General features: G+C 55.0%; 10 protein-coding genes and 1 pseudogene. 6 read left to right on the top strand and 5 right to left on the bottom strand.

What is annotated here, in order from left to right:
* Positions 1 to 40: 40 nt before the first annotated feature.
* Both N5J69_RS07025 and N5J69_RS07020 read left to right on the top strand, forming a co-directional pair.
* A complete protein-coding gene (locus tag N5J69_RS07025) occupies positions 41 to 1,108 on the top strand; it encodes an SDR family oxidoreductase (protein ID WP_279769099.1) in 1,068 nt (355 codons plus the stop codon).
* 86 nt (positions 1,109 to 1,194) lie between these two features.
* Positions 1,195 to 1,851 (top strand): SDR family oxidoreductase, encoded by a 657-nt coding sequence (locus N5J69_RS07020; RefSeq protein ID WP_279769098.1) that lies wholly within the window; start codon positions 1,195 to 1,197, stop codon positions 1,849 to 1,851.
* Positions 1,852 to 1,957: 106 nt separating this feature from the next.
* On the opposite strand, the gene fumA is transcribed toward N5J69_RS07020, so the two are convergent.
* Both fumA and N5J69_RS07010 read right to left on the bottom strand, forming a co-directional pair.
* On the bottom strand, positions 1,958 to 3,604 hold the full coding sequence (fumA, locus tag N5J69_RS07015) for a class I fumarate hydratase FumA (RefSeq protein ID WP_279769097.1): 1,647 nt from the start codon (positions 3,602 to 3,604) through the stop codon (positions 1,958 to 1,960).
* Positions 3,605 to 3,760: 156 nt separating this feature from the next.
* Positions 3,761 to 5,269: an anion permease gene (locus tag N5J69_RS07010; RefSeq protein ID WP_279769096.1), complete on the bottom strand. Its 1,509-nt coding sequence runs from the start codon at positions 5,267 to 5,269 to the stop codon at positions 3,761 to 3,763.
* Between the two features lie 589 nt (positions 5,270 to 5,858).
* Here N5J69_RS07010 and N5J69_RS07005 point away from each other — a divergent pair.
* Together N5J69_RS07005 and N5J69_RS07000 are read left to right on the top strand one after the other, a co-directional pair.
* A complete protein-coding gene (locus tag N5J69_RS07005; protein WP_279769095.1) occupies positions 5,859 to 8,639 on the top strand; it encodes a flavocytochrome c in 2,781 nt (926 codons plus the stop codon).
* Positions 8,640 to 8,701: 62 nt separating this feature from the next.
* Positions 8,702 to 9,664, top strand: a complete 963-nt coding sequence (locus N5J69_RS07000) for an FAD:protein FMN transferase (protein WP_279769093.1) — start codon at positions 8,702 to 8,704, stop codon at positions 9,662 to 9,664.
* Here the strand turns inward: N5J69_RS07000 and dcuR are convergent.
* Positions 9,658 to 10,377, bottom strand: coding sequence for a two-component system response regulator DcuR (gene dcuR / locus N5J69_RS06995; protein WP_279769092.1), 720 nt, complete (start codon positions 10,375 to 10,377; stop codon positions 9,658 to 9,660). The two genes, N5J69_RS07000 and dcuR, sit on opposite strands and share 7 nt — an antisense overlap.
* A complete protein-coding gene (gene dcuS / locus N5J69_RS06990) occupies positions 10,374 to 11,963 on the bottom strand; it encodes a DcuS/MalK family sensor histidine kinase (protein WP_279769091.1) in 1,590 nt (529 codons plus the stop codon). The genes dcuR and dcuS overlap by 4 nt, the downstream gene beginning before the upstream one ends.
* A 351-nt stretch (positions 11,964 to 12,314) precedes the next feature.
* On the opposite strand from dcuS, the gene mqo reads away from it, so the two are divergent.
* Positions 12,315 to 13,964 carry a malate dehydrogenase (quinone) gene (gene mqo, locus N5J69_RS06985; protein WP_279769090.1) on the top strand — a complete coding sequence of 550 codons (1,650 nt, stop codon included), beginning with the start codon at positions 12,315 to 12,317 and terminating at the stop codon, positions 13,962 to 13,964.
* 68 nt (positions 13,965 to 14,032) lie between these two features.
* Here mqo and N5J69_RS06980 read toward each other — a convergent pair whose 3' ends face one another.
* Complete coding sequence (locus N5J69_RS06980; protein WP_279769089.1) at positions 14,033 to 14,344, bottom strand: VF530 family protein; 312 nt, start codon at positions 14,342 to 14,344, stop codon at positions 14,033 to 14,035.
* Positions 14,345 to 14,551: 207 nt separating this feature from the next.
* On the opposite strand from N5J69_RS06980, the pseudogene N5J69_RS06975 reads away from it, so the two are divergent.
* Positions 14,552 to 15,865, top strand: a pseudogene (locus tag N5J69_RS06975) (MFS transporter).
* Positions 15,866 to 16,025 lie beyond the last annotated feature (160 nt).

Raw genomic sequence — 16,025 nt, 5'->3', positions numbered from 1 at the left:
TCTATTAGGCTTAGCATTACGCAAAACGAGGAGAAATCAAATGAAAAAGCACGCTTTGATTGTGGGTATCAGCGGGGTGATTGGCCGCGCACTGGCAGATAAATTACAGCAGGAAGGCTGGCAGGTCAGCGGCCTGTCACGCGGACGCGGTGCCGTCCCTGCAGGGGCTACCAGCCTGACCGCCGACCTGACCGATGCCGATGCTGTCCGTGACGCACTGAAAGAGGTAAAACCGGATGCGCTGTTTTTCAGTGTCTGGGCGCGTCAGGAAAATGAAAAAGAGAACATCCGCGTTAACGGCGGCATGGTTCGCAATGTGATTGAAGCACTGGGCGATCGTCTGCAGGGCGCGCACGTTGCGCTGGTCACCGGCCTGAAGCACTACCTGGGTCCGTTTGAAGCCTACGGCAAAGGCGCGGTGCCTGTTACGCCGTTCCGTGAAGAGCAGGGCCGTCAGCCGGTCGATAACTTCTACTATGCGCAGGAAGATGAAATTTTTGCTGGCGCTGAAAAGTACGACTACCGCTGGAGCGTTCACCGTCCGCATACCATCATCGGCTACGCCGTGGGCAATGCGATGAACATGGGGCAGACGCTGGCCGTCTACGCGACGCTGTGCAAAGAAAAGGGCTGGCCATTTATCTTCCCCGGTTCGCCGGAGCAGTGGAATGGTGTGGCTGACATGACCGATGCGGGGCTGCTGGCTGAGCAGCTGCACTGGGCCGCTACCTCACCGAACGCCGCTAATCAGGATTTCAATGCGGTAAACGGTGATGTGTTCCGCTGGAACTGGATGTGGCCAAAACTGGCTGACTATTTCGGCATTGAAGCCGCAGATTACCCGGCCCGGATGATGCCGCTTGAAGATCGTATGCAGGAGGCTGCAAGCGCGTGGCGGGAAATTGCAGAGCAGCATCAGCTGCGTGAGGCTGATGTGTCGAAGCTGGCCTCCTGGTGGCACACCGATGCCGACCTGGGTCGCCCGATGGAAGCCTTTACCGACATGAGTAAGAGCCGCAAAGCGGGCTTCACCGGCTACCGCAGCACGCTGGACGCCTTCACCCAGCTGTTTGATAAGCTGAAAGCGGAAAAGGTTATCCCGGAATAACCCCAGCAGGCGCCGCATCCGGCGCCTCTTTTGTTTCTGACAGCTGGCTATACTCTGGCACTCAATCAGTGAAGGGAGGATATCCTATGGCGACATGTTTCATTATCGGTGCAGCGGGCAAAGTTGGCCGACAGCTGACGCGTCAGCTGAGCAGCAAAGGTCACAGTGTGACGGCATTGCATCGCAAACCGGAACAGGCTGACACCCTGAAGGACGCAGGCGCGAAGCCGGTGGCAGGCGACATTCAGCAGCTGAGTGTGGCGGCACTGGCAGAATTGATGACGGGTCACGACGTGGCGGTTTTCACGGCGGGTGCGGGCGGTGCCGGTATTGAGCTGACCAATGCCATTGACGGTGAAGGGCTGAAGCTGGCAGTCGCCGCCGCAGAGCAGGCGGGCGTCTCCCGCTTTATGCTGGTTTCCGCTTTCCCGGATGCGGGCCGCGGTAAAACGCCTTCCGAGGGGTTTGAGAACTACATGCGGGTGAAGCGACTGGCCGATGTAGCGCTGGTGGCGAGCACGCTGGAATGGGTGATCCTGCGGCCGGGTACGCTGACCGATGACGCCGGTACAGGCCGGGTGCATGCCGATCTGGCAATTCCGTATGGTGAGATCCCCCGTGAAGATGTGGCGGCGACGCTGGTCGGCCTGATTGAGAATCCGGCCATAAAGTATCAGATCATCGAACTCACCCAGGGCGATGTCCAGATTGAAACGGCGTTGCAGCGCCTGCAGCGGGGATAGCCCGGTCCGGGTCGTTGCGGGATCGAGCCTGTTCAGGCAACAGAACCAGACTGGCAACACGAAAAAAAGCCCCGATTCCGGGGCTTTTTTGATTTTGACGCGGTGATTACTTCACGCATTTCGCGCAGTGTGCGCGCTCAATATGCTGGAAGAAATCGTTCCCTTTGTCATCGACCAGGATAAAGGCAGGGAAGTTCTCCACCTCGATTTTCCAGATCGCTTCCATGCCCAGTTCAGGATACTCCACGCATTCCAGACTTTTAATGCTCTGCTGCGCCAGTACCGCGGCCGGGCCACCGATGCTGCCCAGATAGAAACCGCCATGCTTATGACAGGCATCGGTGACCTGCTGGCTGCGGTTGCCTTTCGCCAGCATGATCTTGCTGCCGCCGTGGGCCTGGAGCAGATCCACGTAGGAGTCCATGCGTCCGGCCGTCGTCGGGCCAAGTGAACCGGAAGCATAACCTTCTGGCGTTTTGGCCGGACCGGCGTAATAGACCGGGTGATCTTTGATGTACTGCGGTAATCCTTCGCCGTTATCAATGCGCTCTTTAAGTTTGGCATGGGCAATATCGCGTGCCACGATAATGGTGCCGGTCAGTGACAGGCGGGTCGAGACCGGATAAGCAGAGAGCTGCGCCAGAATCTGTTCCATCGGACGGTTGAGGTCAACCTGCAGGACTTCACCTTCACCCTGCTGACGCAGTGCTGCCGGGATCAGGCGGCCTGGGTTGGACTCCAGTTTCTCAATCCAGATACCTTCGCGGTTGATCTTCGCTTTGATATTACGGTCAGCCGAGCAGGAGACGCCCATGCCGATCGGGCAGGACGCACCGTGACGCGGCAGACGAACGACGCGGATGTCGTGGGCGAAATATTTACCGCCAAACTGTGCGCCAAGGCCAAGCTGCTGCGCGGCTTCCAGCAATTCCTGCTCCAGCTGCACGTCGCGGAACGCCTGACCGTGCTCGTTGCCTTCAGTCGGTAAGCCGTCGTAATAGTGCGTCGAGGCGAGCTTAACGGTTTTCAGAGTGCTTTCAGCGGATGTGCCGCCGATAACAAAGGCAATATGGTAGGGCGGACAGGCGGCGGTGCCGAGGGTGCGCATTTTATCCACCAGGTAATTTTTCAGCTTGCCGGGGCTCAGCAGCGCTTTGGTTTCCTGATAGAGGTAGGTCTTGTTGGCGGAGCCGCCACCCTTGGCGATACAGAGGAACTTGTACTCATCGCCATCGACGCTGTAGAGGTCGATTTGCGCGGGCAGGTTGGTCCCGGTGTTCACCTCTTTGTACATATCCAGCGCGGCATTCTGGGAGTAGCGCAGGTTATCTTCGATGTAAGTGTTGTAGATACCCTGTGACAGCGCGGCCTCATCGCCACCGCCGGTCCAGACGCGCTGGCCCTTTTTGCCCATGATGATCGCGGTGCCGGTGTCCTGACAGGTTGGCAGGACGCCTTTAGCGGCAATTTCAGAGTTTCTTAAAAACTGCAGGGCGACATATTTGTCATTGTCGCTGGCTTCCGGGTCATCAAGGATTGAGGCAACCTGCTGCTGATGAGCCGGACGCAGCATAAAAGAGGCGTCGTGAAACGCCTGCTGGCTCAGCAACGTGAGCGCCTGCGGGTCGACTTTGAGAATCTCCTGACCCTCAAATTCAGCGACCGAGACATGCTCGCGACTCAGCAGATAATATTCGGTATCGTCGTGGGACAGTGGAAAAGGGTTCTGATAGACAAAAGGTTTGTTCGACATTTTTTCTCACTTAATGACCGGCTGAACCTCCGCGAGCAGGCTGCGGGGCGCAACATCATAGGCGAATTAATCGTTTATTATGCTTTCCCGCCGCAGAGGCGGCGGGGAAGTGCGGGAATGGTATCTTATAACGCGTTGATCTGCATGTTGTATCCGTCAGAACATCCACACCATCCACGGATAGGCAATCAGCATCATGGAGCCTAAGAAGATGGCACCGAAGATTGTGCCCAGACGCCAGTAATCTTTGGTAGGCAGATAACCACTGCCGTAGTAAATCGGGCTTGGACCCGTACCGTATGGGGTAATGATGCCCATCACACCCAGAGAGGTACACAGCATCAGGCAGAAGACCGGCATGTTGATGCCCGGGATTGACGCTGCGATGGTCAGCATGGCCGGTAACAGCGCGGTGGTGTGCGCCGTGGTACTGGCAAACAGGTAGTGCAGCAGGAAGAAGGCGATCAAGAGCACGACGGCTGAAATCTGCGGGTCATAACCCTGCAGCAGCAGGCCACCCTCTTTACCTAACCAGGCGATAAAGCCGACACGGGCCAGGCCATCAGCCAGCGCCACCAGCGTAGCGAACCAGGCAAAGGTGTTCCAGGCCGGTTTATTGCTGGTAATGTCGTTCCAGTTCAGCACGCCGGTCCACAACATCAGCACGACGACCAGCAGTGCAGCCATTGCGGGCTCAATCCACGACGTTGCGAAGATCCACATCAGCAGGGCACAGACCACGAACACCAGCAGCAGGATTTCATTGCGGGTCAGCCGGCCCAGTTTTTCCAGTTCAGCGATAGCCCATTTTGGCACTTCATCGTTGATTTTGACTTCAGGCGGATAGAACCAGTAAGCCAGCAGCGGCATGGTCAGAATCAGCAGCACGCCCAGCGGCAGGAAGGCCAGGAACCACATCCCCCATGAGATATCAAAACCGATGATGCTTTTCACCAGCGCCAGGGCCAGCAGGTTTGGTGCCAGTGCAGAGAGGAACATTGAGCTGGTAATACAGGCTGCGGTGATGGCGACCCACATCAGATAAGAACCGATTTTACGGGCGCTCGGGTCGTTGGGTTTAGAGCCATACAGCGGAGGCAGGTTGGCGATAATCGGGTAGATGGTGCCGCCACTGCGTGCGGTATTAGACGGGGTAAAGGGTGCCAGTAACAGGTCAGCAAAGGTAATCGCATAGCCCAGTGTCAGACTGCGGCGACCCAGATATTTCACCAGAATCAGGGCCAGGCGACGGCCAAACTGCGTTTTGTCATAACCGGCGGCGAACATAAAGGCACCGAAGATGAGCCAGACCGTGGAGTTGCCGAAACCGCTGACCGCCCACTTAAAGGATTCACTGGCGACTTTGAATTTCGGGTTAGCCAGTTCGGCTGGGCTGAAAAGCACAAACTGACTGAACAGCGCGATGACCACGACGCCGGTCAGGCCGATAACAGCACCAGGCAGTGGTTCAAAGATTAAGCCGACAATCACCCCAACAAAAATGGCGAAGAAGTGCCAGGCGTAGGGTTCGAGACCCGCCGGTGTCGGCACCAGCAACAGCAACACAGCAACGATGACCGGCAGCGCCAGCATGATAGCTTTCTTTTTACCCGCCCCCGCAGGTGCGGCTTTAGGGGGTTCAGTTACAGCTGAGAGTGTTTTCATAGTGTTTTATCTGCAAGTTAAGAAGAATGCGATTTGCGCCCCGGACACTCACTGATGACTTTCTTTTTTATTCTAAATAGTGTGAATAAACCGCGATGCACTGATTTTTTTAATCTGCTGCCTGACTATTGAGCAGCATTTTTAAATCCATGTAAATATGATGCGATTTTTGCAAATATAGATTTTGATCCAGATCAAAGAAATTTATTCATTATTCCCTGTTTTTAACATTTATTTTTTATTTATATTCCTGGCATCGACATTCTTACAGTTTTGTGAAGCTGATCGCCAAATCTCTGAAGGGGTTAAACCAAGTGACTTATCATAACATCATGATCAAAAAGGGTAAATTATTTATGTAAATGAATGGTTGATTTTTAGTTACCCTTGGTCAACAATTAATATAACGTCACCTGCTCAATTCGGCAAATAAAAACTCTGAATCGTTTAAAAGTTAAAAAAGTAAATTTATCGCTTATGAAAGCAAAGAAAAGGGTATATTAGAGTCATGACATCGGACCACTTAATTAAGCGATAATTTGCGTCCGCTAAAAAATTTCCAGACTTTTAAATCTTGGAGTTTATCGCAATGAAATCTCTCACCCCCATCCTTAATCCTCTTACCCTGCCTGGCGGCGCTGTTTTAAAAAACCGACTGGTGATGGCACCGATGACCACCTGTACCGGTTTTTATGACGGAACGGTCACCAGCGAGCTGGTCGAATATTACCGCGCACGTGCTGGCAGTATCGGCACCGTGATTGTTGAGTGCTGCTTTATTGATAACCGTGGCCCGGCCTTTCCGGGTGCCATTGCTATCGACAGCGACAATAAAATCCCCGGTCTGAAACGTATTGCGGACGCGATCAAATCTGAAGGCTCAACCGCCATTCTGCAGATCTATCACGGTGGCCGCATGGTCGAGCCGGAGCTGATCGGCGGCAAAACACCGGTTGCACCGAGTGCCATTGCGGCACCACGCGAAGGGGCCACCCAGCCGCTGGCGCTGAGCGCCGATGAAGTCGACACCATGATCACCAAATTTGGTGATGCGGTGAACCGCGCCATCAAGGCGGGTTTCGACGGTGTTGAAATTCATGGTGCCAACACCTATCTGATTCAGCAGTTTTACTCACCGAATTCTAACCAGCGCGATGACAAGTGGGGCGGCAGCCGCGATAACCGTGCACGCTTCCCGCTGGAAGTGCTGGAAATCACCCACAAGATGGCTGAGCGCTTCGCCCACAACTCGTTCATCATCGGCTATCGCTTCTCGCCGGAAGAGATTGAAGTGCCCGGCATCCGTTTCGATGACACCCTCTATTTGCTGGAAAAACTGGCCGCACGCGGACTCGACTATGTTCACTTCTCCGTCGGCCAGCTGCTGCGTCCTTCCATTGTGGATACCCAGGACCCGACGCCGCTGATTGAGAAATTCGTAGCAATGCGTTCGCCTGTGCTGGCAAAAGTGCCGGTGATTGGGGTTGGCGGCGTAGTGAATAAAGCTGACGCTGAACTGGCGCTGGAGAAAGGCTACGACCTGGTGGCGATTGGTAAAGCCTGTATCGCCTATCCGAACTGGGCTGACCGCATCATCAATAACGAACATCTCGAACTCTACATCGACAGCAACAAACGTGAAGAATTGCAGATTCCCGAACCGCTGTGGCGCTTCTCGCTGGTCGACGCGATGATCCGCGACATGAGCGAGTCAGGTCGTAAATACAAAGCGGGCGTTTACCAGGAAAAAGTGGAAGCCGAAGCGCTGAAGCTGAAAATCAACGTTACGCTGGATACCGACCGTATCACCGACATCACGCTGGTGCCGGATGACACGCTGGATGTTGATTTCACAACCACCTTTGAAAGTCTGCGTAGTCGTATTCTTGTGGCGAACAGCCCGCACGTCGATGCCATTACCGGCGCGACCACCCAGAGTGAGGCGCTGAAAAAAGCGGTCTCCCGTGCCATGACCACCTCCAGTAAAGCGCATGTAATTGATGAAGGGGGCAACCCGAATGCACCGCAGAACTATGATGTGGTGATTGTGGGCAGCGGGGGTGCCGGTCTGGCGGCGGCAATTCAGGCGCATGATGAAGGCGCGCGCGTGGTTATCATCGAGAAGATGCCGACGATTGGCGGCAACACCATTAAAGCGTCTGTGGGTATGAACGCGGCTGAAACCCGTTTCCAGAAACTTAAAGGCATCGAAGACAGCAAAGAGCTGTTCTACGAAGAAACACTGAAAGGCGGTCAGTTCAAAAACAACCCGGTACTGCTGCGTGAGTTTGTGGACCTGGCTCCTGAGGCGATTGAGTGGCTGGCGAATCACGGCATTGAGTTGAACGACATCACCATTACCGGCGGGATGAGCATTGATCGTACACACCGCCCGGCAGACCGTTCAGCGGTGGGTGGCTTCCTGATTAGCGGCCTGGTGAAAAATATCAACAGCCGCAATATTGAAGTCCTGCTGGAAACCTCAGTGGCGGAAATTCTCTATGAGAACGGCGCAGTAACCGGGGTGAAAGTGGTCGATGAATACAACGACAGCCGTATCCTGAACGCTAAAAGCGTGATTGTGGCCACCGGCGGATTCAGTGCGAACCGGGAGCTGGTGGTGAAATACCGCCCGGAACTTGATGGCTTTGTTACCACCAACCACAAAGGTGCTACCGGTAGCGGTATTGCGATGCTGGAGAAAATTGGTGCCGGTACGGTGGACATGGGTGAGATTCAGATTCACCCAACGGTGGAGCAGACCACTTCTTATCTGGTCTCTGAATCCATTCGCGGCGGCGGCGCTATCCTGGTCAGTCAGGCGGGCAAGCGTTTCTACAACGAAATGGAGACCCGCGACAAAGTCTCGGCGCAGATTATCGCCCTGCCAGAGAAGAGTGCCTGGATTGTGTTTGACGAGCAGGTGCGCATGAATAACAAAGCGGCTGACGAATATATCGCCAAAGGCTTTGTGGTCAGCGCGCCAACCGTCGCGGAACTGGCGGTGAAACTCAACATGAGCGAGCATCACACCCTGGAAGCGACGCTGGCACGTTACAATAACTTTGTGATTATGCAGAAAGACGAAGATTTTGGTCGTCAGACCGCGCTGCGTCATCCGCTGAGTGAAGCCCCGTTCTACGCGATTCGCGTCGCACCGGGCGTACACCACACGATGGGCGGGGTCACCATCGACACCACCACCGCAGTGCTGGACAGCCAGAAACAGGTGATTAACGGTGCCTGGGCGTGTGGCGAGGTGGTTGGCGGCATTCACGGCGCAAACCGTATCGGGGGGAATGCCGTGGCAGATATCATCATCTTCGGTATCCTGGCCGGGGGTAACGCCGCCGCTTACGCCCGACGTTAACGGTCGTCTCCGGCATCCGCATAGGCGGGTGCCGGTTTTTCCTCATCAAAGCAGAGTCGCCTATGTTAACTGATGCGCGTGTCTATGCTTACTCCGCTGTCTTAATGGGTTCGCCCATCCTGCTAAAACTCTTCGACGACAATCAAACGCTGGCCGGACAGGTTTTCCGCCTGATCAAACAGCAGGAGAACCTTTTCACCGTGAACCGTGCGGCGTCGGAAGTCATGGCGATTAACCACGCGGCGGGAGTGCATCCGGTGGTTGTCAGTGCGCCCGTGTTTGATTTGATCGCCTGTGCGCATGCGGTGAGCCTGTTGCCCGACAGCCTGTTTAATCTGGCGATTGGTCCGCTGGTCAAGTGCTGGAAAATCGGTTTTCAGGGCCATAGCGTGCCGTCAGCACCCGATCTTCAGGCGCGCATGGCACTGATTAATCCGCATGACGTTATTCTTGATGCCGCTGCCCGTAGCGTTATGCTGGCCCGGCCGGGCATGGAGATTGACCTGGGGGCTATTGCCAAAGGGTACATTGCCGACGTAGTACAGGCGTTTTTACGTCAGCAGCAGGTCAGCAGTGCGCTGATCAATCTGGGTGGAAACGTTCAGACGGTGGGTGCGCCGCCAGAAGCAGCGGGCTGGGCAATCGGTCTGAAAAAGCCGTTTGGTCAGGCCGATGAGCTGATAGGCGTCATCGGCGTCAATAACCGCTCGGTGGTGACATCCGGTATCTATGAGCGCTATTTCGAGGTGGATGACGTCTGTTATCACCACATCCTTGACCCACACACCGGCTATCCGCTGGATAATGAACTCCTGAGCGTCACCGTGATTTCCGATCGCTCGCTGGATGGCGACATCTATACCACGCTGCTGTATGGGCTGGGTGTTGAAAAGGGCATCGCCTGCCTGGCAGATAAACCGGGCATTGAAGCCATTTTCGTGACCCGTGACAGGCAGATCATCTGCTCGTCACAACGTCACTTTTCTTTTCAGTTACTGAACGCGGACTACTGGTTGTCTCACTGACAGTATTGTTTGAGCAGGGTGTGATACTCCGGCTGCAGCCGATAGCGGTAAACCGGACGGCCCGTAACACCATAGTGAATGCTGGTGAACAGGATATTAATCTGGGCCAGCCAGATCAGATATTTGCGACAGGAGACGCGCGAGATATTCACTTCCGTTGCCAGTTCGTCGGTTGAGAACTCGGTGCCGGGATGGGCGTCGATCCACAGGCACAGGGTGCGCAGCGTCTGGGGCGTTAATCCTTTCGGCAGGCGTTTCTGTTCGCTGGCCCCTGGCGGGTTTCCGTGCAGCAGCTGATCCACGTCCGACTGCTGATAGAACTGATGATTGTCCATCAGCGATTTCTTCTGACGCCAGCCGGTCAGCGCCTCTTCAAAGCGGGCAAACTGGAAAGGCTTGATCAGGTAATCCACCACGCCATAGTTGAGCGAAGTCTTGATCGTGGCGGCATCGGCCGCTGACGAGATAATAATGACATCCACCGGGCGTCCTGCACTGCGCAGCTCCGGCAGCAGGTCGAGACCGTTCTCCTGCTGCATATAAATATCCAGCAGGATCAGATCAACCGGTGGCTCAGCCTGAGCCAGCCGCTCTTTGGCCTGCTGTAAGGTTGACGCCGTGCCGCAGCAGGTAAAACCTGGGATCTGCCCGATATAACAGCGATTCAGCTCGGCTACCATGGCGTCATCATCGACAACTAACACATTGATCATTGGGTAATCATTCCTCTCTCCCACGGAAGTTGCACTAAGAATTGGGTAAACACGCCCGGTTCCGACTCAACACTGACGTTGCCGCCCAGGCTTTCGGTCTGCTGTTTAACCAGAAATAACCCGACACCGCGATCTTCACCTTTTGACGAGACGCCGCGCTCAAAAATGGTGCTGAGCTGCGCGCTGTCGATACCCGGCCCGTCATCACTCACTTCACAGGCTAACCAGCCATTCTGATAGTGCAGCATGAGGTGAATTTCGCCTTCGGTTTCCGGGTCCAGCGCCTCAAGGGCATTTTCAATCAGATTGCCCAGCACGGTAATCAGGACTGCGCCTTGCTCCTCGCTGCCGCAGTCCGGCAGAAAACTGGCTTCATCAATAATCAGCTGGTGGCCTTCGTCGGTCACCCGGTTGATTTTGCTGAGCAGGAAACCGGCGATGATCGGCGATTTGATCTTTTGCAGCAGCGACCCGATTTCCGTCTGATAGGCGTTAGCGGTTTTCAGGATGTACTCTTCCATCTGGGCATAATTTTTCATATGCAGCAGGCCCAGAATCACATGCAGCTTGTTCATGAACTCATGGGACCGCTCACGTAACGCGTCTACATAGTTTACCATGCCGTCCAGACGCTGCATCAGCTGGCTGATCTCGGTCTTGTCCCTGAAGGTGGTCACCGCGCCGATAATGCGGTCACGACTGCGCACCGGCACGGTGTTACTGATCAGGATACGGTTGCCCAGCGTCAGTTCCTGATCGTGCCAGGCTTTGCCCGCATGCAGCGCATCCTGCTGATGGCGGTGCATTACGCTCTCTTCGGCAATCAGGTCGCCACTTAACGGCATTTTGCGGGTGGTTTCATGCAACAGTTGCTGAGCCGCGTGGTTGATCAGACTGACGCGCGACTGATCGTCCACCGCAATAACGCCTTCTTTGATGGAGTTCAGAATCGCCTGACGCTGTTCAAACAGGCTGGAGATTTCATGCGGCTCCAGCCCCAGCAGTATGTTCTTGAGCCGCCTGACCAGAATAAGAATACCCAGCAGCCCGACCAGGCCGCCAAACAGCACGGTCCAGACGATATTCCAGCGGCTCTTGGCAATCTGTGCCGCCACATCGTTCAGCGCAATGCCGATGGCCACCACGCCAATCTGCTGATGCTGTGCGTTAAAGACCGGCGTAAACACCCGCAGTGCTTCAACCAGCACCCCATGATTCACCGCCACATTCTCTCGCCCGGCCAGGGTGGGATAGATGTCATTGCCGACAAAATGTTTGCCGATCACCGCAGCATTCGGGTGTGAAAAGCGGATGCCGCGCATATCCGTCACCACCACAAACAGCAGGCCGTTACGTTTACGGGCGGCTTCCGCCAGCGGCTGAATCTGGCTGCTGCCGTCCGGTAACAGCAATCCGCGCTGCACTTCAGGGCTGTCTGCCAGCGTTCGCGCCACCGCCATCGCTTTGTCCTTAAGATGCGACTGCGCGAAGTTATCAATCTGAACGAAATAGAGCAGATGGACAGCGAGCAGCACGGTAACGATAACAGCCGTCATCATCAGGGTGGTCAGGGTACTGAGTTTCATGGGTCGTTTAGTCACGGCAAATCGGTTCTGTGGTTGGCTTGTCATTGATGTTCAGCACGGGTAGGGGATCGGCTGGAAACATACGCTAACTCACCGCATCAGTACAGTTTTAGCGGTCTGCGCACCGGCGACAGACCCGTAACAATATTTGGGTTAGGGGATTGTATAATTCAAAGGACACCCTTAATGTGTGGTTAAAATATGTGAGTAGTTCGGTAAGCCTTTTGTAATTAAAATAAGGCTAAATTGCTATTTTTAATTTTATAACTATTTTCACGTTAACTCATAAATAACATTATTTTAAACTTTGAGGACTTTTTTTAACCAGTACCGTCTGAGCTGTAGATTAAAATGATGAATTCAAAGAAAGTTATTCCCACCCTTTCCCTCGCGGCCTTGTTAGTTTCTTCAGCCCTCCATGCTGAAACGTCACCAGAAAAAACGGATGTCCTGTTAATCGGCGGCGGCATCATGAGCGCCTCAATGGGCACCATGCTGGAAGAGCTGCAGCCTGGCTGGAAGCAGATCATGGTCGAGAAGCTGGATGGCGTGGCGCTGGAATCCTCTAACGGCTGGAATAACGCCGGTACTGGTCACTCTGCCAACATGGAGCTGAACTATACGCCTGAGCGTAAAGACGGCTCGATCGACGTCACCAAAGCGCTGGAAATCAATGAAGCCTTTATGGTTTCCCGCCAGTTCTGGACCGCACAGATTAAAGAGGGCGTGATGCACGATCCGCGCTCTTTCATCAACTCAACGCCACACATGAGCTTTGTCTGGGGCGACAACGTTGACTTCCTGACCAAACGCTATGCTGCGCTGCAGAAAACCGCGCTGTTCCAGGGGATGAAGTTCTCTACCGATCACAAGCAGATCGCGCAGTGGGCACCGCTGGTGATGGAAGGTCGTGATCCTCAGCAGAAAGTGGCCGCAACCTGGACCCCTGTTGGCACCGACGTGAACTACGGTGAAATTACCCGTCAGTTGATCGGCAGCCTGAAGAAGAATGAAAACTTCCGTCTGGAAACCTCGTCTGAAGTCACCGATTTCAAACGTAACGGCGACAACTCCTGGCACGTCACCATTAAAGATGCCAAAAACGGTAACGAACGTGCCGTTGATGCGAAATATGTCTTTATCGGTGCGGGCGGCGGCGCGCTGAAATTACTGCAGAAGACCGGCATCCCGGAAGCAGAAAACTATGCTGGCTTCCCGGTCGGCGGTTCATTCCTGGTTAGCGAGAACAGCGCGATTGCCGAGCGTCATCTGGCTAAAGTCTACGGCCAGGCATCAACCGGCGCACCGCCGATGTCCGTTCCGCACCTGGATACCCGTTATCTGGATGGCAAACGCGTCGTGCTGTTTGGACCGTTTGCGACCTTCTCAACCAAGTTCCTGAAAAACGGTTCGCTGTTTGATCTGCTGAGCACCACCACCACCCATAACATCGGGCCTATGACCGATGTCGGTATGGATAACTTCGACCTGGTGAAATACCTGATCGGACAGGTGATGCTGAGTGATGAAGATCGCTTTGAATCGCTGAAAGAGTACTATCCTGACGCGAAGAAAGAGGACTGGAAACTGATTCAGGCCGGTCAGCGTGTGCAGATCATCAAGAAAGATGCTGAAAAAGGTGGCGTGCTGAAACTGGGTACAGAAATTGTGACCGATCAGCAGAAAACTGTGGCCGCCCTGCTGGGTGCTTCTCCTGGTGCATCGACCGCCGCGCCTATTGCGTTGAGCGTGATGCAGAAACTGTTCCCGGAAGAGTTCAAGTCCGCGGAATGGCAGGCCAAGATCCATAAGATGATCCCAGGCTACGGTCAGAAACTGAATGACAACGTGCCGTTGCTGCAGCAGGTCTGGAATGAAACCGCTGCTACCCTGCAGCTGACCACACCGCCTGTCATCAACATGGAAGGTAAAGCCACAGACGCGCCAGCCGCACAGCCGCAGCAGGCCGCGCCTTCAGCGAAACACGACATGGCGCTGTAATGACAGCCTGACGTAAAAAAAGCCCGCACAGGTTAGCCTGCGCGGGCTTTTTTAGTGCCTGTTCAGCGTTACTGCGGTGTGTTACCGCGCCAGTTGCCCCACGGATCGCAAGCGGGTGGCTGTTCGGCCTCTTCAGCCGATGCGTCGCGTGATGCCGGATGCGCGTTTAACGAGGCCAGGTAGAGTGCTTCGACTTCAGCCCGCGCCCACGGGGTACGGCGTAAAAACTTCAGGCTCGACTTCACGCTGGGATCGCTTTTAAAGCAGTTAATGTTGATCCGTTTTCCCAGCTCCGCCCAGCCATACTGCGCCACCAGACTGTTTATCTGCATTTCCAGCGTAACGCCATGCAGCGGATCTTTTGAGGTGTGTGCGTTCATTATCTCTTCGCCTGATTCATTCAATGCCGCACATCCTGACAACCGTAAAGCGGTTGTGCAAGGACTCAGGATGAAAAAGGGCGTGTAAGGGCGCACAACCCTGAATTTTTGTGTCGGCGTTAACGCGACCGGCAGAAGTTTGCGCAGTTATTCAGCGATTGTGCTAATCATAAGCAACTGATGAGGCGTTAAAAAGGATCGCCTGCCATGACGTTACCCGCCGAAACTCTGCTCTCCTCCGCCAGCCGAAAACGTGCCCTGCTTGCCGGGTCGGTGGGTAATTTCATTGAATGGTATGAGTTTGCGGTCTACGGCTTTCTTGCCACGGTAATTGCGCAGAATTTTTTCCGGCTGGAGGGCGAATCCGCGCTGACCGGGCTGCTCCTGACCTATGCGTCGTTCGCCATCGCCTTTTTCTTTCGTCCTCTGGGTGCGATTATTTTTGGCAGGATGGGGGATCGCATCGGGCGTAAACCCACGCTGATTTTTGTGTTGATCATGATGACCCTGGCGACAGCAGCTATCGGGCTGGTGCCTACTTACGCCAGCATAGGTATTCTGGCCCCGCTCATCATTACCGGTCTGCGTATCCTGCAGGGGCTGTTCGCGGGAGGCGAGTATGGCGGGGCGGTTTCGCTGATGACCGAGTTTGCACCGCGTGGCAGGCGTGGCCTGTATGGTGCCTGGCAATCCTTTACCGTGGCGCTGGGTTTGCTGGCAGGCGCGGGCATCGTGGCGCTGCTCCCGGTGCTGCTCACGCCGGTTCAGATGCTGAGCTGGGGCTGACGCATCCCGTTCTTTATTGCGCTTCCCCTGGGCGCACTGGCGCTCTGGCTGCGGGTTCAGATGGAAGAGACCCCTGCGTTTGTTCAGCAGCAGGCGCAGACCCCGGCAAAAGTGGACGCCAGCCTGGGTGACACGCTGAAAACGATTCTGCTCGGTATCTGCCGCCTGATGGTGTGGTCAGCAGCAGGTTACACCTGGCTGGTGATCATGCCCACCTACCTGCAGGCATCGCTGCATACCGGTTTTAATCAGGCACTGCTGATTGCGGTGATATCGAACCTTGGCTTTGCCGCGACCATCATCCCGGCTGGCATGCTGAGCGACAGAATTGGCCGCCGTGCGGTCATGGTCTCTGCGGCGGTGCTGTTACTGGTGCTTTCTCTGCCGCTGTTAAACATATTGCAGGCAGAGAACACCGGCCTGCTGCTTAAAGCGCTGGTGGTCTTTGTCGCCGGTGGCGTGGTCGGCTTGCTGGCGGGGCCAGGGCCCGCAATGCTGGCCGAGATGTTTCCCACGCGCGTTCGTTACACCGGGTTGGGTCTGGCCTATTCGCTTTCTAACGCGGTGTTTTCCGGCTGCGCCGGATTGATCATTACCAGCCTGATTAAAGAGACCGGCAACCCGGATATTCCCGCCTGGTATGTGATGGCGACTGCGCAGGTCAGTATTATTGCACTGATGACGCTGAATAAAGATGACCACCTGCGGCTGCTGGATGAGCCACCGTCGCGCTGAGTTCAGGATAAAGGAATGACGTCCGGCAGGCTGCATGTCGGTTATGCGGCCCTTGATATTATTTGCCTGACCCGAATGACACGCGACAGCCATTATTAAGTGAGGATTAAACCACTGCTTCCACGGCAACAGGAACAGGGCAGCATCCTGCGTGAGTGCG

The organism is Pantoea sp. GD03673 (genome assembly GCF_029844725.1).
Taxonomy (GTDB): domain Bacteria; phylum Pseudomonadota; class Gammaproteobacteria; order Enterobacterales; family Enterobacteriaceae; genus Pantoea.
The sequence above is the reverse complement of the archived record's forward strand: the minus strand, read 5'-3'. Positions and strand labels throughout refer to the sequence as shown.